Source organism: Bifidobacterium canis, from assembly GCF_009727065.1.
GTDB lineage: Bacteria > Actinomycetota > Actinomycetes > Actinomycetales > Bifidobacteriaceae > Bifidobacterium > Bifidobacterium canis.
The window spans coordinates 22,195-40,282 of sequence record NZ_WNLP01000003.1; the positions used below are offsets into that span (position 1 = coordinate 22,195).

Here is an 18,088-nt window from a genome sequence, read left to right on the forward strand (position 1 = left end):
TTGGCAAATATTTCAAGGAGGAAATATGAAGCCTGAATTTATTGTCGGCGCGTATGCGTCGTTACCACAAGAACGTGATGATCAACCGGCATATTACGAACTGCTTGGCAAGCAAGAGTGGATCAGCGGCGCGGAACTGCCGTTCCCCGGAGATCTGGCCACCACCGCGAACCGCGCATGGCTCGCGCACGCGTTGCCCGCGCACTGGCACAGCAACGTGGTCACCGCAATCCCCGGAACCATGCGCCATGTTGGTGCAGACCCGATGTTCGGCTTGGCGAGCCCAGATAAAACCGGCAGAAAAGCAGCGCTCACCTTCTTCGAAGATCTGCGCACTGCTGTTGCCGATCTCGCGAAACTGCGCGGTGCACAAGACGTGCGCTTCATCGAAATACACAGTGCGCCGACGCGGTATGCCGACGCTGATCGCATGGCTGAGTCGCTACACGAAATGAAGAACTGGGATTGGTCGGGCGCGCAACTGGTGATCGAGCACTGCGATCGCTACATCGAAGGACAGCCGCCGGAAAAGGGCTTCCTGCCGCTCGAAGACGAGATTGAACTATGCAGACGCGAAGGCGTTGGGCTGACGCTTAACTGGGGTCGCTCCGCTGTGGAGGGCCGCAGTGCGCAAACCGCATTCGACCAGGTGAAGCAGGCCACGGCAGCCGACGTGCTCACCGGCATGATGTTCTCCGGTGCTGGCCCTGACGAGACGCAATACGGCTATTCGTGGATCGACGGCCACTTGCCGATGGCGCCGGACGAACCGACTTCGCTCATGGGGACGAAGGAAGTGCACGAATGCGCGCAAGTGGCGCTTGAGCAGGGTTCGCCGCTCTCTTACATCGGAGCGAAGGTGTGCGTGCCGAAAGACGCCACGCTCGATGAACGTCTCGCATTCCTCACGCACATCCACGAGGCGGTGGTGGCATGAGCGGCATACTCGCCTTCGACATCGGAGGTACGAAAATCGCCTCCGGCGTCGTGCAGCTGCCGAGTGACGACAGCGGCAGGCCGAAGATCACGCTTCAAGACGAGATTCCCACCCGCCCGTCCGAGGGCGGTGACAAGGTTCGTGAGCGATTGATCTGTTTTGCGGCTTCGCAGCTTGAGTCGGCAAGACTTGACGGTCTGGAGATCGAAGGCATCGGCATCGCAGCCGCAGGCGTGCCCGACAGCGCGACCGGCGAGATCATTTCGGCAACCGACATTCTTCCCGGTTGGCGCGGTCAGCAGCTTTATGCGGCATTCGCGGAAATAACCGACCTGCCCGTTTACATGGTCGGCGATGTGATTGCGCACGGCATCGGCGAAGCGCATTACGGCGCTGGCCGCGGCTCGCGTAAGCTTCTGTCGATCGGCGTGGGCACTGGCATCGGTGGGGCGATCATCATTGACGGCGATCCCTACCTCGGCGCGCATGGCGTGGCCGGTCACGCCGGCCACATGACCTCTCCGCTCGGCCAGGGATTCCTGTGCTCCTGCGGAAGCGCCGAAGGGCACATTGAACCGGTCGCCTCCGGTCAAGGTCTCGCGAACCTCTACAACAGGCGTACAGGCCGCCAACTGGTGAGCAGTGGCGCGCAAGTGGCGCAACTTGCCCAGGAAGGTGACAAGCTCGCCACGAGCACGCTTTCCGACAGCGCCGAAGCACTTGGTGCATGCATTGGTGGCATGGCTAATCTGATCGACCCAGACGGCATCGTGATCTCCGGTTCCGTCACCAAAGCCGGACCGGTGTGGTGGAACGCATTGCAGAAGGGATTCTCGCATTCAGCCCTGCCGCTGCTCTCGCGCATACTGCTCGTCGACGGCAACCTTGGCGGTCAGGCACCGTTGATCGGTGCAGCCGTCGCCGCGCACAGGCACATTGCCCACCAATAATGCACAGAATATATAAATTTAAAAATAAATATGCGCAACGTTGCGCAGAAGGACACACAATGAATCCAGCAATCGAAAAATCAAGGGCGGACTTGTGGTGAGCTGCCAAGCATACCCCGGCGAGCCACTGCGCCACCCGGAAACCATGGCGCAAATGGCACAGGCCGCAGTGCAAGGCGGCGCAGTGGGCATTCGTTGCCAAGGACTCTCCGACATTTCGGCGATCAAGGGGCAGGTTGATGTGCCGGTGATTGGCATTTGGAAAGATGGTTCCGAAGGCGTGTATATCACACCAACGCTGCGCCATGCACGCTGCTGTGCCGCGGCGGGCGCCGACATCATCGCGCTCGATGCCACCGGCAGGCCGCGCCCAGACGGTCGCAGCTACGCGGAAACCGTGCACGCGTTGCATGACGAAGGCATCACCGTGATGGCGGATTGCGGCAGCTTCGCAGATGCGGAACGTGCTGTTGAAGCCGGCTCAGACATCATCTCCACCACGCTGGCAGGCTACACCGGCGAGCGCGAGAAAACCGACGGTCCGGATTTCGAACTGCTTGGCGAGATGATCAAGGCGTTCCCGGACGTGCCGGTGCTGTGCGAAGGGCGTATTCACACGCCTGAGCAGTTGCATCAGGTGATGGAGGCCGGCGCGTGGGCTGCCGTCGTTGGTACGGCCATCACGCACCCGACGTCGATCACCAGCTGGTTCGTCGCGCGCCTGAACAAGTGAGCCAAGTGGTATTTCTTCTTTTCCTCTCCTCCTAACTAACCCGGTTGTGGCCCATGCGTCTTTGTGATGCGTGAGCCACAACCGGTTTTACTGCAACGCTGGATGAAGATTGTGCATGCCGAGATAACACAAGAAACTGTGAACAATTGTGGGAGATTGCTGCAAATATGAATGATGACAATAATGCGAACGATGTGGTCACGTGGGACTGCGCGGAGGCTGACGATTTCGAGGCGACGGTGTGGCTGCGCTTTCGCCGGCAAACCGATGGGATGATGCTGCGGTTCGCCGCACAGAGCGAACAGGTGGAGCTGGAACTCGGCGCACAGCAGGGCTCGCTGGTTCTTGATTCGCCGAATGACCATATTCGTTTGGATATGGAAGACACCTACGGCATATTGCTCGGCGGCGAGCACACGGTGGCGCTCACGTTCGGCGGCTTCGGTATACGCGTGTATCTGGATGGTTACCAGTGCTTCGCGTGCGCGACGAATCTGAACCCCGCGCGCTTTGGCGAACGAAGCGCTGTGCGCACAAATAGTGGCGTGTACCTGCTCGGCGTGCACTCCGGTGCCGAAACCTCGGAGCAGATCGCGGTACAAGTGGCCGCGTCCGTTCCCGACGTGGAATTCGCCGCCGCAACCATTGCCGACTTCGATGTGGAACGTATGGAGGATGTGCACAACGGCACGATTTTCGCGCACTTCCGCACTCGCGGCATCGGGCAGTTCGGCACAGTGCTCGCAGCTGCAGGCGACGATGGCGAAACGATGAACGTATACGTCGACGATGATGGCATTCGCTACACGTTCCGTGATGGTGAGCAACGCTACGAGTATTCGGCGCGCGGATCATGGACGGATGGCAACTGGCATGACTTGGTGATTCGCGCGTTCCGTGGGGCCATCGACTTGTATGTTGACGGATACCTCGAACTCCACCAGCCCGGGCAGCTGTTTTCGATGCAGTGCATGGCTTGCGGAAGATCAGCGTTGGCGCAGACACCACAGGGGTCAGATTGTGCGGGGAAGTGCGCAATGGTGGCATATTCGCCCGCCCGCTCACGGATGGCGAGATCAAGACGCTGTCTGGCGTGCCGCCCACAACCGATACCGCGTTATTCGATGCTGGGTATGAGGGTGCTGCGAGTTACCGCATACCGTCAATGATCACCACTGCAAACGGCGTGGTGATCGCGGGAGCCGATCAACGCGTGGTGATTCCCAACGACGCTCCCACCGAAATACATTTGGTGATTCGCCGCTCACTGGACTCCGGCCGCACATGGTTGCCGATGCAGACGATCGTTGCGTTCCCTGAGCATGGCATGGATGCACCCTGTGTGACTGACTCCTGCCTGACATACGATCGCGAACATAGACGTGTTATTGTGCTCATCGACCATTTCCCGGGCGGTCGCGGCTTTGCAAATGCCGAGCAAGGCGTTGGTCTGGATGATCACGGGCGACTTCTGGTGCACGATCGCGATGGTGCGGTATTCACCGTGCAGGAAGACGGTTCGGTGACGGGTGCCGATGGCAGCGTGAGCGATTACCGCATAGATGAGCAGGGTGACGTGACAGTGAACGGAGCTCCTGCGGGCAACATTTTCGCCAAAGAGAGCGATGACGCAGGTCAGAGCCTGCTCACAGCACGCACCAGTTACCTGATGGAACTGCATTCTGACGATGATGGCGCCACATGGTCAAAACCACGATTCATCAGCCAGATGGTCAAAGAACCATGGATGCGATTCATGGGCGTCTCTCCCGGTAACGGCATTCAATTGAGCCAACCACCATATCGCGGCCGGATATTGGTGCCGTATTACTGCAATGGAACCGATCCGAAGCACTGCATCGGCGGTGTGCTGATATCTGATGACGGTGGCGAAACGTGGAGCAGGGGAGTGCCGATCAACGAAGGTCGCGAAATGAATGGTGAGATCGTGCACGAACAGACGTTGCACGACGACGACGCCGACACCTACGAATCCACGATCGTCGAGTCCGCAGATGGTGCCGTTACCGTGCTGTATCGCAACCAGAACCATGCGGGGCGCGTAGGACGTTCGGTGAGCCGTGATGGTGGGCAGACATGGGACGAATTGGAGTTCGTGGAATCGATGCCGGAGATCTTCAGCCAACCCAACGCCATCACATTGCCTCCAAGTGATGATGATGGCGCTTGGCAACCAGGAGAGGCCTCAGATCGCATGGTGTTCGCCAACGCCAGCCAAATGCGACCATACCGCGGCCGTGGCGTGTTACGCGTAAGCGACGATGGTGGACGAACATGGTTGCGGCATCGCTGCTTCAACCCATACCATTACGTGTATCAGTGCATGAGCGTGCTGCCCGACGGCGAGCTCGGGTTGCTGTGGGAACGCGAAACAGCGGGCGTCTATTTCACACGCCTGCCACTGACATGGCTTCCCTGACCGCTGTGTTCCGTGCGGATCACCATGCTGCCTCGCAACCTATATATGAGTGGGTTGCGAGGTAGTTGCATTTGAGTCAAACATATATAGGTAGCAAGTGTTGCGACAAACAGTACATATAAGCGCAAATGTTCCACTCACAGCGAAGCTATACGGGAATTTGCGTGTACGATGTCAACGTATTTGAAAAACAAGAAAGTGCCGTGAGGGTATGCGCGAGTTGTCCTGAGCGATGGAGTTCCACCTCACTATTGGGCAAAATTGAGCGACACGCACAATTATTCTGGGTTGAAGTAAGACATCAGATGTCTTATCATTTAAATCAGTTCGACGAAGATGTTGAATCATCCGAGCACAGCTCGCAAGCAAGACGATTGCGCGAAGACGGGCATCGTCGCGTTGAACACGAAGATATCTCTCAAAGATGAGGAGAATGAAAGATGTTCCATTCACACGGAAAGCTCAAGGCAGCGGTTGCCGCAGCCTTGGCGGGTACCTTCCTTCTGGCAGGGTGCGGCACCGGCACTGCTGCGCAGTCCGCTGCCAAGGGCACATCGACCCCAGATACGATTACGGCACAGGTGGCATATGCAAGCCGTGACTTCTCGCCGTCCACCACTTCCGGTGCACTGCCAATGTCTGCAAACTGGCATGTGACCGAGCCGCTGTATGCACTCGACTACAGCGACTTCACCACCTTCGATGCACTTGCCAAGGGCGATCCTCAGAAGGTTTCCGACACCGAATACATTGTGACGCTTCGCGACGGCGCGAAGTTCTCTGACGGCACTCCGGTCAAGGCCTCCGATGTGGTCAGCTCCTACAAGCGCACGACGGCAGAAGGTAGCCTCTACATTTCGATGCTGGACTTCATCGATTCCGTGAGCGCCAAGAGCGACACTCAGGTTGACTTCAAGCTCAAGGAAGCCTTCCCGATGTTTAAGCAGCGTCTCGCGCTCATTCAGATTGTGCCAAGCTCGATGTCTGACGCAGACCTCAAGAACAAACCAATCGGCTCCGGTCCATGGAAGTACACCGAGATCACCGATAGCCAGGTGAAGTTCGACAAGAACGACAACTACAACGGCAAGTACCCGGCACAGACCAAGCACATGGTCTGGAACGTGACGGTTGACGACACCGCTCGTGTGACCGCAATGCAGGGCGGCAAGACCGACATCATGGAAATGGTGCCAGCACAGGCCTTCCAGGTTCTCAAGTCTTCCGGCTCCGACCTGAAGACGGTGCAAGGCTTCAACCTTCCGTTCCTCATGTTCAACACCAAGAAGAAGCCATTTGACGACAAGCGCGTTCGCCAGGCCGTCTTCTATGCGATCGACGTCGATCAGCTGGTGAAGAACCAGATGAGTGGTCAGGCAGAGCCGGCAACGAGCTTCCTGCCGAAGAACTTCCCGAACTACCACAAGGCGAAGAACGTCTACACGAAGAACGTCGACAAGGCGAAGGAGCTGCTCAAGGAAGCAGGCGTCTCCACCCCGATGAACTTCACGCTCTACACCACCGACCACACTTGGATCACCCAGTTGGCTCCGCAGATCAAGAACGATCTGGCGGAGATCGGCATGAACGTCAACATTCAGTCGATGAAGTCCTCCGCGCTGTATCCATCCATCACCGATAAAGACAACGCAGACTACGACATCGTGCTCGCCCCTGGCGACCCGTCAGTGTTCGGCAACGACCCTGATCTGTTGATGAACTGGTGGTACGGCGACAACACCTGGACCAAGCAGCGCACTTTCTGGAAGGGCTCCGAAGGCTACAACAAGCTCCATGAGCTGATGAACAAGGCCATCGCAGCCAAGGATGACACCGAACGCCAGGATTACTGGAACCAGTGCTACGACCTGCTCAGCGAGGAAGTGCCGCTGTACCCGCTCTTCCACCGCAAGACAACCACCGCGGCAAAGAACGGTGTCTTCTCGGAATGGGAAGCCATCGGCTCCACCGGCATCGACCTCGTGAAGGACAAGCTGGCCAAGTAAACAACTAATCCATACAGCATACCTTTCCTCTCTGCTGGACCGATCCATTCGCTCCCGTTTTCCTTCCCCTCCCGGGGCGGATGGGTCGGTTCCTCTTTTCTCAAACAACTTCTTTTCACATTGGACATTCCATGAGCAATTTGTTAAGACTTCTAGGACGGCGCCTCATCGCGTTGCCGTTCATGGCATTCGGAGTCACCTTCTTGGTGTTCTTCCTGATGTCGTTCTCGAAATATGATCCAGCAGTCGCAGCGCTCGGCGAGAACTCCTCGCCACAGGCACTCGCCGCATACCGTCACGAAATGGGATATGATCGCTCCTGGTGGGATCAGTTCTGGTCGTACCTCGTCGGTCTGTTCCACGGCGACATGGGCGTCTACGGCGTCAACAAGGATTCCGTGGCCGCGCGTATCGGCCAAGCCTTCCCGATCACACTGCAGCTGACTTTCATCGGTTTGGCTATCGCCATTGTGTTCGCAATCATCTTCGGTGTTCTCGCCGCTCTGTACCGCGACACTTGGGTTGATCAGGCCATCCGCGTCATCTCCATCATCGCAATCGCGACGCCATCGTTCTGGCTCGGCGTGCTGCTCATCTACCTGTTGCAGATCAAGCTCGCTTGGCTCCCTGGTTCCGGTGACCTCATTCCGTTCTCGCAAGACCCAGGCGCCTACCTCGCCCGTATGGCGATGCCGTGCTTCGCATTGGGCTTGCCGGTCGCAGGTCAGCTCACCCGCATCATTCGTACATCGATGGTTGAAGAGCTCGACAAGGATTACGTGCGCACCGCAATCGGCGCAGGCGTTCCAAAGGGCGTCGTCGTTGCACGCAACGTGTTCCGCAACGCGCTGATCACCCCAGTCACCACTCTCGGCATGAAGATCGGCTACCTGATGGGCGGCGCAATCGTCATCGAGGTCATCTTCGCACTCCCCGGCATGGGAACTGCAATGTTCGATGGCATCAACGGAAATCAGCCGATGCTGGTGCAGGGCGTCGTGCTCGTTGTGGCACTCGCGTTCATCATCATCAACATCGTGGTCGATATGCTCTATGTGCTGATCAACCCAAGAATCAGGACGGTGTGAAATGCTATTTGGTCAAAGTCAAGTCGCTAAGGCAGCGGCAACCAAGCCAAAGGTCAAGTTCAACAGGTTCAGCAAGATGTCGCTGGGGTCGAAGATCTCGCTCATCGTCATCCTCCTGCTCATCTTCTGTGCAATCTTCGCCTCGGTCATCGCGCCGTACGATCCTCTCGCGATCACGCAGAGCTACCAAGCTCCAAGCGGAGCCCACTGGTTCGGTACCGATAACCTCGGTCGTGACGTGCTCTCCCGTGTACTCTATGGCGCTCGTTACTCGCTCGTCATCGGCCTCTCGTCCATCGCATTCGCGTTGATCCTCGGTTCGATCATCGGTGCAATCGCAGCGGTCAGTCGCACGTGGATTTCCGAAATCATCATGCGACTCATCGACATCATCATGTCGATCCCAGGCATCGCACTCGCCGCAGTGTTCGTCGCAATCCTTGGCCAGTCGATGATCGGCATCATCATTTCGATCGGCATTCTCTACGTTCCGCAGATCGCACGTATTGTCCGTGCAAACATCATCAGTGAATACGGCAAGGACTACGTGCGTGCGGTCATCGTCTCCGGTGCTCGCGCCCCATGGATCCTCGTCAAGCACGTGATGCGCAACATCGCCGCACCGGTCATGGTCTTCACCACCCTCTCCGTGGCAGACGCCATCGTGTTCGAGGCTTCGCTGAGCTTCATCAACGCAGGCATCGCAGAGCCGACCCCTACATGGGGCAACATCCTGTCGTCCGCAAAGGCCGGCGTGATCTTCGGCTACTGGTGGCAGGCACTGTATCCAGGCCTCGCAATCATGATCACCGTGTTGTGCTTGAACGTTCTTTCCGAAGGCATCACCGATGCCATGGTCGCCGCGCCATCCGCCCCGGTCGAGAAGACCGCTGCAGATGTTGAGGCCGACCGCAAGGAAGATCGCCTCCTCACCGATCCTGTTGCAGCCTACAAGGAGCAGGCGGCATCGCTCAACGAGTCGCTCGCCAAGCTGCGTGCAGCCGAGATGAAGCGCACCGACCGCCTTGAGCCAGTGTCTACCGAAGCCCCAGTGCTTCAGGTTGAGAACCTGTGCATCCAGTTCCCACGCTACGGCGATGTGAATGTTGTGGATCATCTGAACTTCTCGGTGCGTCCGGGCGAAACGATGGGCCTCGTCGGTGAATCCGGCTGCGGCAAGTCGATCACCTCGCTCGCCATCATGGGTCTGCTCGACCCGAAGGCCAAGATCAGCGGCAAGATTCTGCTCAACGGCAAGAACCTCGTTGGCATGAGCCAGAAGGAATACAACAAGATCCGTGGTCATGAGATCGCCATGATCTACCAGGACGCATTGAGCTCGCTGAATCCTTCCATGCTCATCAAGACGCAGATGAAGCAGCTCACCAGCCGTGGTGGCACCCGCAGTGCAGAAGAACTGCTTGAGCTCGTGGGCCTCGACCCGAAGCGTACGCTCGAATCGTACCCTCACGAACTTTCCGGCGGCCAGCGTCAGCGCGTGCTCATTGCAATGGCATTGACCCGCGACCCGAAGCTCATCATCGCAGATGAGCCGACCACCGCACTCGATGTGACCGTGCAGAAGCAGGTCATCGACCTGCTCAACGAGCTGCGCAAGAAGCTCGGCTTCGCAATGGTCTTCGTGTCGCACGATCTGGCGCTCGTCGCCAAGGTCGCCCACTCGATCACCGTCATGTATGCAGGCCAGGTCGTCGAGCAAGGCTCCACCAAGGAGATCCTCACCGATCCTCGCCACGAATACACCCGTGGTCTGCTCGGTGCAGTCACCTCGATCGAAGCCAGCGCTCCTCGTCTGCATCAGGTGCCAGGCACCGTGCCAAGCCCGATCGACTTCCCGAAGGGCGATCGCTTCGCACCTCGCTCCTCGCACCCGGATGCCGGCCTCGATACCCGCCCGGTCATGGTTCGCGTCCCAGGCACATGGCACTTCTACGCCGCGCAGCCTGACGCCCCGTTGCCGGAGCCGGCCACCTACAGCAAGACCGATCAGTCGATGCTGCAGACGCCGAAGAAGGTCGATGCAGAGCTGGAAGCAGCCCATGTAGCGGCAAAGCAATACAAAGAGCAGTCTGAACAAGATGGATCTTCGCAGCAACCATCTAAGGAGGGAACACGATGAGCAAGCCAGTATCTACACCGGCACAGCGTGATCCGAACGTTCCGATCATTGAATTGCGCGATGCGAAAGTTGTGTTCACCACGCGTGCAGGGTCGAAGCTCTTCCATAAGAACAAGATCACGGCAGTCAACAACGTCAACCTCAAGTTGATGCCAGGCAAAACGATCGGCATCGTCGGTGAATCCGGCTGCGGCAAGTCCACCACGGCAAACGTGATGTGCGGCCTGCAACAGGTGACCTCCGGCAAGGTGCTGTTCAAAGGCCAGGACGTGACGCACCGCACCGCCAAGGAGCGCATGGAAATCGGTCGTGTGGTTTCCGTCGTGTTCCAGGATCCGGCAACCGCGTTGAATGCGCGTATGACGGTCATCGACCAGCTGATCGACCCGCTCATCGTGCACAAGATCGGTTCCAAGGCCGAACGTGACAAGCGCGCACATGAGCTGATCCGCATGGTCGGCCTGCCGTTCTCGGTTCTCGGTGCTCTGCCAGGTCAGCTTTCCGGTGGTCAGCGTCAACGTGTCGCCATTGCTCGTGCACTTTCGCTCAACCCGGATGCGATCATCGCAGATGAGCCGACCTCCGCACTTGATGTGTCCGTCCGTGCCCAGATTCTGAACCTGCTCTCCGACCTGAAGAAGAGCCTTGGATTGTCGATGGTGTTCATCAGCCACGACATCCAGACGATTCGCTACATCTCGGATGACGTGATCGTGATGAATCACGGCACCATCGTTGAGCGTGGCAACACCGATCAGGTGATGCACCACCCAACCAACGACTACACGAAGACGCTGATGGCCGCTGCACCGTCGCTGCTGCATCCGACCCCAGCCGAGTGCGCATAGCCGCTGCTCATAACCACACGTGCCGCCCGCCGTCAAAGGCGTTCCCGCCGAACAGTATCACATCCACACAGTCGGCGGGCGGCATTTCACTTCGTTCACCATTCTGCTTACGACAGCAACAACGCCTCGTACAGCAAAATAGAAAATAATAGAACGTATATACAAAGGAAATATAAAATGAATAGCAAATTCCGCGGAGTTATTCCACCAGTAGTCACTCCTCTCACTGCCGCAGGTGAAGTCGATCGAGTTAGCTTCGAGAATTCACTCAACCGTATGATCGATGCAGGTGTCAACGGATTGTTCGTGCTCGGCTCCTCCGGCGAGGTCGCATTCAGCACCGACGATCGTCGCAAGGAGATCATCCAGACGGCCATGGAAATCGTGGACGGCCGCGTGCCAGTGCTCGTCGGCTGCATCGACACCGAAACGAACCGCGTCATCGAGCATGCCCTCGAAGCACGCGAGCTTGGCGCCGACGCGATCGTCGCCACTGCTCCGTTCTATGCACTCGGCGGCCTGCCTGAGATCGAGCGCCACTTCCGCCTGATCCACGAAGCCGTTCCCGACACCCCGCTGTTCGCCTACGACATTCCGGTGTGCGTGCACACCAAGTTGCCGGGCGATCTGCTTGTGCGCCTTGGCCTCGACGGTGTGCTCACCGGCGTCAAGGACTCCTCGAACGATGATGTGGCCTTCCGCTTCCTCGTTGACGACAACAACAAGGCGGGCCACCCGCTCACACTGCTCACTGGTCAGGAAGTCGTTGTCGACGGCGCATACATGGCCGGTGCCGATGGTTCGGTGCCGGGTCTCGCTAATGTGGAAGCGACTGGTTACGTGCACATGTGGAATGCCTATCAGGAGGGTGATTGGCGTGCAGTGCGTGAAGAGCAAGACAAACTCGCCGCATTGATGCGCATTGTCACCGTGACCAGCGGCGTCTCCGGCTTCGGCGCAGGCGTAGGCGCATTCAAGACCGCGCTCGCGCTGCTTGGTGTATTCGCCACCAACCAGATGCCGAACCCGGTGCTTCCACTCAAGGGTGAGAACGTGCGCCGCATCGCCGATGTGCTCAAGGAGAACGGCCTCGAACTCGCCGCCACCCCTGAGGAAGTCAGCGAGTCCACCGAGCGCTGATCGCTCGGTCATGCGAAACAGCCGAACTAGCCAAGAGATAAGGAATTCATAATGGCGGAAGTCATCATCGTCAACAATCAAGAAGAAGCGGGGCAGATATACGCACGTTGCGTGGCCGACCTCATCAAAGAGAAGCCGGAGGCCGTGCTCGGCCTGGCCACCGGCTCCAGCCCGCTCGCAGCATACGAGGCGCTAGCGGGGATCGTGCATGACGAGAACATCGATGTGTCGAAGGTGCGCGGATTCGCGCTCGACGAATACATCGGCCTGCCTCTCACGCATCCGCAGTCATACCACGCCACGATTCACCGCACCGTCGTCGAACCGCTCGGACTCAACCCTGAGCTCGTGCATGTGCCAGGCGATATGCTCAACGGTGCAGGCATCGAAAACGGCGAGAAGATCGCGCTCGCAGGTCCGGCGTACGATCGTTCGATCGCCGCTGCCGGTGGCGTTGACGTGCAGATCCTCGGCATCGGCACCGACGGTCACGTTGGCTTCAACGAACCGGGCTCGTCGCTCGCCTCGGGCACGCGCATCAAGACGCTCGCCGAGCAAACTCGCATCGACAACGCTCGTTTCTTCGACGACGATGTGAACAATGTGCCTACGCACTGCATCACGCAGGGCATCGGCACGATTCTCAAGGCTCGCCATCTGGTGTTGCTCGCGTTCGGCAAGGGCAAGGCCGAGGCTGTCGCCGAGACGGTGGAAGGCGGAGTCAGCGCGTTCTGCCCGGCTTCAGCGCTACAGCTGCATCCGCACGCCACGATCATCGTTGACGCTGCCGCGGCTTCGCGCCTGCGTCACACCGACTACTATCGCTATGCATACGAGCACAAGCCGGCATGGCAGGGCATCTGATGCCTAATAATCTTCGCCGACTGTAGTTTGCGCGGCGAGGGCGAGTGCCCACGACTCACACGAGTCGCGGGCCACTTGTTTTTCTGGTTCTTTAGGCTGGCTGCGGCAGAGTGCTGCAATACTCCGTCGCTGATTGAACGGCATAAGGTGACTGGCCGTCTATCCTCACAACGCAAGGGTTGTCGGGTATCGGCATAAGGTATATGTGCACTGTGATCGTTATTGGCAAGGGCGATGCGTGTTGTGACCATAGTTCATATGCTCTGCTTCCTAGATTTTTAATTGGAGTATTACTTGAACCGCTAGGGTGGATATGATCGAGGGAATTGACATATTTTCAAGTGGTTGTCGGTGAATAGAGGCTGTTGAGATGCAAAGAGAGTGTATTGGGTCAATGTACGATTTGCATCACGGCAATGTATCAGAGAAATACGGCGAATGGCCGGCCCCTGATTTGATTGTTTCTGATGGGGCCTATGGAATACGGGGTTTTCGTGGAGACGCGAATGACGTCTCTGGTCTGGTCGAATGGTACAAGCCACACTTGTCAATGTGGGCAAAAGCCGCAAAGCCCTCAACGAGCCTATGGTTCTGGAATACGGAAATCGGTTGGGCTACAGTGCATCCACTTCTGCTTGCGACGGGCTGGGAATATGTACAGCTCGGTGTTTGGGACAAGGCGTTGCGCATATCGCAGGCAATGTTAATGGCAAAACCATTCGACAGTTTCCGGTTGTGACGGAGGTGGCGGCGTTGTATCGCCGCAAGATCTACCTCAATGCAGGGGATAGGCAAGTACTTGATGCAAAGGCATGGCTACGCGCGGAATGGCAGCGTAGTGTTCTTCCTCTTAATAAAGCCAACGAAGCCTGTGGGGTAAAAATGCGGCTACACGCAAGTATTTAACCAAAGATTGGCTCTGGTATTGGCCGCCGGGGGAGAGCGTTGAAAAGATGGCTAGGTATTGTACAGAGCATGGGAGGTCAACAGACTGGCCGTATTTTCCCTTGATGGGAAACGCCTATGACGGCTAAAGCGTGGGATTCTCTGCGGGCAACATGGAATCACCGTAATGGAGTGACCAACGTTTGGGGCAGGCCTCCGCTGTCCGACAACGAGCGGCTGAAAGGAACTATGGAAAGAAGCGCTCCGAGAACATACAAGCCGACAAAACAGTCAGCTACGCATCTGAATCAGAAACCTCTCGATTTGATGCTCGCGCAGGTTTTTGCATCTAGCGATGAAGGTGATGTGGTGTGGGAGCCGTTTGGAGGCCTTGCTTCCGCTTCTGTTGCATCCGTGCTTTTGGGAAGACATGCATATGTGGCGGAGCTTGACGATACTTTTGCGCGACTTGCTGGAGAACGGCTGGCAGATGCGGAGCGCAGCCTGAAAGCTAACGGCGTCTATGAGCTTTCTTCGCCGATGCAATAGGAATATGCATTTCGGGAGAGGGCGTGTTTCCTAGACAGGATCTTTACTTCTATGTCGATGGCGTAAGTATGAATTTGTGGAGACATGTTTAACTCCACTGACTAGAGAACATTATTTTTAGAGAAAAATTTGTATTACAAATATAAGTTATTTGTATAACAATGACCAAATACCGAATACAATTTGTCTTCATTCGTCAGACGTCTTATCATTGCAGACAACATCATCTATACGTGCTCAACGTCGAGCGCAGATACATGGTGTTTCACAAAATATCTCAATTCACTATCTCAATGATCGAGAGGATGAGGATGCAACAGTTACGCACTCGTATCAGACGAGTATTTGCGGCAACGGTCTCTATAGCACTTGCCGCAGCGTTCGGCGTCGGCACTGCTCAGGCAGTTGAACCGAACGACGAGCAGCCAACGACGATGCTCACCGTGAAAGTCGAACGCACTGACGACAACGGAGACCACGCTTATGCCGGTGACGTTCTGCGCTACACGTTCACCTACACCAATACGTCAACACGCCCGCTTACAGCTTTCCCTGCAGAAGGCAATCTCGACGGCATGCTGACTACCGGCGCACCGAATTGCCGGTATGCAAATCTGCCTGCCGGCCAAACCAAACAGTGCACCACTGCGACTCACCGCGTCACGCAAGAAGATGTTGATGCAGGTGGATTCACTGCGAAAACCGTGTGGAAGGCAACCGCTGACCGCAACGGTACGCAAGTATTGCAAGATAACATCACCGTCAATGCACCTACCGTCGCGACGCAACCGGGCGAGCGACCACTCGAACCAGATGCTGCAACGCAACCTACAGAACGCGCCGATGGCGAAGCCGTGCGGCTCGCCACGGCCGGGCAGCACGGGGTGAGCTGCTACCGCATTCCGGCTATAGCGGAAGCTCCCAACGGCTGGATCCTCGCCGCCTATGATGCACGCCCGAACAGCTGCCAAGACGCTCCGCAGGCCAATTCGATTGTGCAGCGCATCTCCAAAGACGGTGGCAAATCGTTCGAAACACGCACTGTGGTGGCTGCTGGCAAAGATGGCGTTGGCAAATACGGGTTCTCCGACCCATCATATGTGGTAGATGAGGAGACGGGAGACATCTTCCTGTTCTCGGTGAAGTCGTATGACCAAGGCTGGGGTGGTTCCGTTGCCGGGGTTGACCCGAATAACCGCAACGTACTGCAGGCTTCGGTGGTCAAGTCAAGCGATAACGGTGCCACCTGGAGCGAGCCGCGCATCATAACCGACCAGATAACGAACGACGTGGAGCACTGGACATCGCGATTCGCGGCGTCTGGGCATGGCATTCAGCTCAAATATGGGGAGCATGCCGGTCGACTGATCCAGCAATACACGATCAACAACGCTGGTGTGCACCAAGCTGTTTCCGTGTATTCCGATGACCACGGCGCTACGTGGCACGTCGGTACGCCCGTTGGCGAGCATATGGACGAGAACAAGGTTGTCGAGCTCTCTGATGGCCGAGTGATGCTCAACTCGCGTCCATATGGTTCACGTTATCGCCAGATTGCCATTTCCGACGATGGCGGCCAGACCTATGGTGAGGTATACGAAGACACGCAACTGCCAGATCCTGCGAATAATGCGCAGATCACGCGCGCCTTCCCGAATGCTGCGGAAGGTACTCCTGCGGCGAAGATTCTGCTGTATTCGTCTTCGTCTGGGGACGGCAGGCACAACGGCCTGATCCGCATTTCCTTCGACGACGGCACCACGTGGAGCGAAGGCAAGCTCTTCAAAGAGGGAGCGATGGCGTATTCAACGATCACCGCACTCGATTCACGTGCCGGCGGCGGCTACGGTCTGCTGTATGAAGGCGACAATCTCGACATCATGTATACGCGCATCTCACTCGATTGGCTTGGCTATCTCTCTGCCACGGCGAACGGAGAAGTGAGCGTACCGGAAGGCTCGCAGTTCGCAGAAGTGCCGCTGGACGTCGATAACTTCGGCAAGGTGGCATACGAGAAACTCACGGTGACACCTCAGCCTCCTGCAGGGTGGATGGCTGCGCCCATTGCAGATGTGGCTGTTCCTGCCGGTACACAGGGCAAGACCACGTTGCGCGTAGCTCTGCCAACCGACGCGAAGGCGGGCGACAGCGTGCAGATTCCAGTTGCGATCAGTGATGGCGAACATGATGGTGTGACCGGCATCGCGACCGTCAAGGTGACTGAGAAGGCAAAAGAACCGACGCAGGATCCTTCCGATCAGCCAACGCAACCGGAGCAGCCCAGCCAGCCAGCGCAATCGGGTGGTCAGGCAACCGGATCGAATCCGAGCAGCAAGTCATCCACGCCCGCTCAGAAAGAAACTGGTAAGCCAGCTCAGGCGCAGAAGTCCGAGCCAAAGGTCGGGGTGTTGGCAACCACCGGCTCCGAGGTCGGACTCATCGCAGTCGCCGTCATCGCAGTGATCGCAGGTGCTGTCGCATTGCTCGCCAAGCGCAAGTCAATGGAGGAGTAATCCAGTAATCAATAATTAAACATAAGTAAAAACGACGAGTGGGTGGCCCTAGGTGAGGCCATCCACTCGTCGTTTGTAGTGCCAGTTACTCAGTTGTTGTTGCTGTGCTGCGCCGCATCAGCAGCTGTGATATTGCCTCGCTCGTCAATGCCAACGATCGACGACGCCGCGAAATTCAGGTTCAGCTGCGAGTCGTGCACAGCGCGCGCAATCTCGTCAGAGAGGGCGCTCAGCGCGACGCCACGCTTCGCATACGCCACGATGTTGCCGCTCACGCCGTCACTGGTAAACCCGTTGTAGCGAACCAGCGGCTTGTATTTCTTGCTTATCAGCTTGCTGGCGTGCGTATTGACGATTTTGAGCAGATCGTGCGCGAGCTGCGCGGTATCCACATCCGGTTTCGCGGTGAACGGTATCGTCACCATGCACTCATTGCCGGGGTCGAGCTTCTCGAGCGCGGTCGTGTTGAGCACCGAGTTTGGAATGATCATGATGTTGCCGTTGCGCTCGCGCACTTTGGTCTGTCGCCAGTTGATGTCTTGCACCACGCCGGTGATGCCGGAGACGCGCACCGTGTCACCTGGTTGGATCACGCGTGAGAACATCAGTGTGAAGCCGCCGATCGTGTTCGCAATTGAATCCTTCAAACCAAGCGAAATCGCGAGACCGCCGATGCCAAGTGCGGTGAACAAGCTCGTAGGGCTGACTCCGAACACCGGCTCGAGCACAATCGTGAGTGCGATCACCCAGATGAGCACTCGCAGAATATTGACGAAGATCGACGCCGATGGAATCTTGTTGTGGTCGAGAAGTTTGCGAAGACCTTTGCTCAGAAAATGAGAGCAGAGTATGGCAAGAACGAGAACGATCGTGAACAGAATGATCTTGCCGCTGTTGCTGCGCAACCAAAAGAGAACGTGTTCCATTCACACTAGCGTACACAACACCGTGTGTAGCTCATGTGCATGGAACACGTTACTCGGTGCAATTAGTTG

15 protein-coding genes are annotated in these 18,088 nt (G+C 57.3%); 14 read left to right on the forward strand and 1 reads right to left on the reverse strand.

From position 1 onward, the window contains the following. Nucleotides 1-25: 25 nt before the first annotated feature. The 14 genes from GSD1FS_RS04005 (at nucleotide 26) to GSD1FS_RS04060 (ending at nucleotide 17,093) form a co-directional block, all read left to right on the forward strand. Nucleotides 26-937 carry a DUF4862 family protein gene (locus GSD1FS_RS04005; protein WP_155588499.1) on the forward strand — a complete coding sequence of 304 codons (912 nt, stop codon included), beginning with the start codon at nucleotides 26-28 and terminating at the stop codon, nucleotides 935-937. Then, nucleotides 934-1,887: an ROK family protein gene (locus tag GSD1FS_RS04010; RefSeq protein WP_155588500.1), complete on the forward strand. Its 954-nt coding sequence runs from the start codon at nucleotides 934-936 to the stop codon at nucleotides 1,885-1,887. The genes GSD1FS_RS04005 and GSD1FS_RS04010 overlap by 4 nt, the downstream gene beginning before the upstream one ends. A gap of 97 nt (nucleotides 1,888-1,984) precedes the next feature. After that, a complete protein-coding gene (locus tag GSD1FS_RS04015) occupies nucleotides 1,985-2,620 on the forward strand; it encodes an N-acetylmannosamine-6-phosphate 2-epimerase (protein WP_425481781.1) in 636 nt (211 codons plus the stop codon). Between the two features lie 167 nt (nucleotides 2,621-2,787). Next, nucleotides 2,788-3,789 carry a LamG domain-containing protein gene (locus GSD1FS_RS09740; protein WP_246165807.1) on the forward strand — a complete coding sequence of 334 codons (1,002 nt, stop codon included), beginning with the start codon at nucleotides 2,788-2,790 and terminating at the stop codon, nucleotides 3,787-3,789. Next, nucleotides 3,786-5,060 carry a sialidase family protein gene (locus tag GSD1FS_RS09745; RefSeq protein WP_246165808.1) on the forward strand — a complete coding sequence of 425 codons (1,275 nt, stop codon included), beginning with the start codon at nucleotides 3,786-3,788 and terminating at the stop codon, nucleotides 5,058-5,060. The genes GSD1FS_RS09740 and GSD1FS_RS09745 overlap by 4 nt, the downstream gene beginning before the upstream one ends. A gap of 440 nt (nucleotides 5,061-5,500) precedes the next feature. Next, nucleotides 5,501-7,066: an ABC transporter substrate-binding protein gene (locus GSD1FS_RS04025; RefSeq protein WP_155588502.1), complete on the forward strand. Its 1,566-nt coding sequence runs from the start codon at nucleotides 5,501-5,503 to the stop codon at nucleotides 7,064-7,066. Nucleotides 7,067-7,197: 131 nt separating this feature from the next. Beyond that, entirely contained in the window at nucleotides 7,198-8,154 is a 957-nt protein-coding gene (locus GSD1FS_RS04030) for an ABC transporter permease (RefSeq protein ID WP_155588503.1), read from the forward strand. A 1-nt stretch (nucleotide 8,155) separates the two neighbouring features. Beyond that, nucleotides 8,156-10,294 (forward strand): dipeptide/oligopeptide/nickel ABC transporter permease/ATP-binding protein, encoded by a 2,139-nt coding sequence (locus GSD1FS_RS04035; RefSeq protein ID WP_155588504.1) that lies wholly within the window; start codon nucleotides 8,156-8,158, stop codon nucleotides 10,292-10,294. Further along, a complete protein-coding gene (locus GSD1FS_RS04040; protein ID WP_155588505.1) occupies nucleotides 10,291-11,142 on the forward strand; it encodes an ABC transporter ATP-binding protein in 852 nt (283 codons plus the stop codon). The genes GSD1FS_RS04035 and GSD1FS_RS04040 overlap by 4 nt, the downstream gene beginning before the upstream one ends. Nucleotides 11,143-11,319: 177 nt before the next feature. Further along, nucleotides 11,320-12,282 carry a dihydrodipicolinate synthase family protein gene (locus GSD1FS_RS04045; RefSeq protein ID WP_155588506.1) on the forward strand — a complete coding sequence of 321 codons (963 nt, stop codon included), beginning with the start codon at nucleotides 11,320-11,322 and terminating at the stop codon, nucleotides 12,280-12,282. 51 nt (nucleotides 12,283-12,333) lie between these two features. Next, nucleotides 12,334-13,146 (forward strand): glucosamine-6-phosphate deaminase, encoded by an 813-nt coding sequence (gene nagB / locus GSD1FS_RS04050; RefSeq protein WP_155588507.1) that lies wholly within the window; start codon nucleotides 12,334-12,336, stop codon nucleotides 13,144-13,146. A gap of 528 nt (nucleotides 13,147-13,674) precedes the next feature. Continuing rightward, the gene (locus GSD1FS_RS09490) at nucleotides 13,675-14,052 is read left to right on the forward strand and encodes a hypothetical protein (RefSeq protein ID WP_246165809.1); all 378 of its coding nucleotides are present in this window, start codon (nucleotides 13,675-13,677) and stop codon (nucleotides 14,050-14,052) included. Between the two features lie 117 nt (nucleotides 14,053-14,169). Further along, the gene (locus tag GSD1FS_RS09495) at nucleotides 14,170-14,580 is read left to right on the forward strand and encodes a DNA methyltransferase (RefSeq protein ID WP_196425027.1); all 411 of its coding nucleotides are present in this window, start codon (nucleotides 14,170-14,172) and stop codon (nucleotides 14,578-14,580) included. A 311-nt stretch (nucleotides 14,581-14,891) separates the two neighbouring features. Further along, complete coding sequence (locus tag GSD1FS_RS04060; protein ID WP_246165810.1) at nucleotides 14,892-17,093, forward strand: sialidase family protein; 2,202 nt, start codon at nucleotides 14,892-14,894, stop codon at nucleotides 17,091-17,093. Nucleotides 17,094-17,182: 89 nt separating this feature from the next. Here the strand turns inward: GSD1FS_RS04060 and GSD1FS_RS04065 are convergent, their stop codons facing one another. Further along, complete coding sequence (locus GSD1FS_RS04065; RefSeq protein WP_155588509.1) at nucleotides 17,183-18,019, reverse strand: mechanosensitive ion channel family protein; 837 nt, start codon at nucleotides 18,017-18,019, stop codon at nucleotides 17,183-17,185. Nucleotides 18,020-18,088 lie beyond the last annotated feature (69 nt).

What these genes read in the sequence shown, in the direction of transcription:
- GSD1FS_RS04005 (WP_155588499.1), top strand. Translation starts at nt 26, where the DNA reads ATGAAGCCTGAATTTATTGTCGGCGCGTATGCGTCGTTACCACAAGAA.
- GSD1FS_RS04010 (WP_155588500.1), top strand. Translation starts at nt 934, where the DNA reads ATGAGCGGCATACTCGCCTTCGACATCGGAGGTACGAAAATCGCCTCC.
- GSD1FS_RS09740 (WP_246165807.1), top strand. Translation starts at nt 2,788, where the DNA reads ATGAATGATGACAATAATGCGAACGATGTGGTCACGTGGGACTGCGCG.
- GSD1FS_RS09745 (WP_246165808.1), top strand. Translation starts at nt 3,786, where the DNA reads ATGATCACCACTGCAAACGGCGTGGTGATCGCGGGAGCCGATCAACGC.
- GSD1FS_RS04025 (WP_155588502.1), top strand. Translation starts at nt 5,501, where the DNA reads ATGTTCCATTCACACGGAAAGCTCAAGGCAGCGGTTGCCGCAGCCTTG.
- GSD1FS_RS04030 (WP_155588503.1), top strand. Translation starts at nt 7,198, where the DNA reads ATGAGCAATTTGTTAAGACTTCTAGGACGGCGCCTCATCGCGTTGCCG.
- GSD1FS_RS04035 (WP_155588504.1), top strand. Translation starts at nt 8,156, where the DNA reads ATGCTATTTGGTCAAAGTCAAGTCGCTAAGGCAGCGGCAACCAAGCCA.
- GSD1FS_RS04040 (WP_155588505.1), top strand. Translation starts at nt 10,291, where the DNA reads ATGAGCAAGCCAGTATCTACACCGGCACAGCGTGATCCGAACGTTCCG.
- GSD1FS_RS04045 (WP_155588506.1), top strand. Translation starts at nt 11,320, where the DNA reads ATGAATAGCAAATTCCGCGGAGTTATTCCACCAGTAGTCACTCCTCTC.
- nagB (WP_155588507.1), top strand. Translation starts at nt 12,334, where the DNA reads ATGGCGGAAGTCATCATCGTCAACAATCAAGAAGAAGCGGGGCAGATA.
- GSD1FS_RS09490 (WP_246165809.1), top strand. Translation starts at nt 13,675, where the DNA reads ATGGTACAAGCCACACTTGTCAATGTGGGCAAAAGCCGCAAAGCCCTC.
- GSD1FS_RS09495 (WP_196425027.1), top strand. Translation starts at nt 14,170, where the DNA reads ATGACGGCTAAAGCGTGGGATTCTCTGCGGGCAACATGGAATCACCGT.
- GSD1FS_RS04060 (WP_246165810.1), top strand. Translation starts at nt 14,892, where the DNA reads ATGCAACAGTTACGCACTCGTATCAGACGAGTATTTGCGGCAACGGTC.
- GSD1FS_RS04065 (WP_155588509.1), bottom strand. Translation starts at nt 18,019, where the DNA reads ATGGAACACGTTCTCTTTTGGTTGCGCAGCAACAGCGGCAAGATCATT.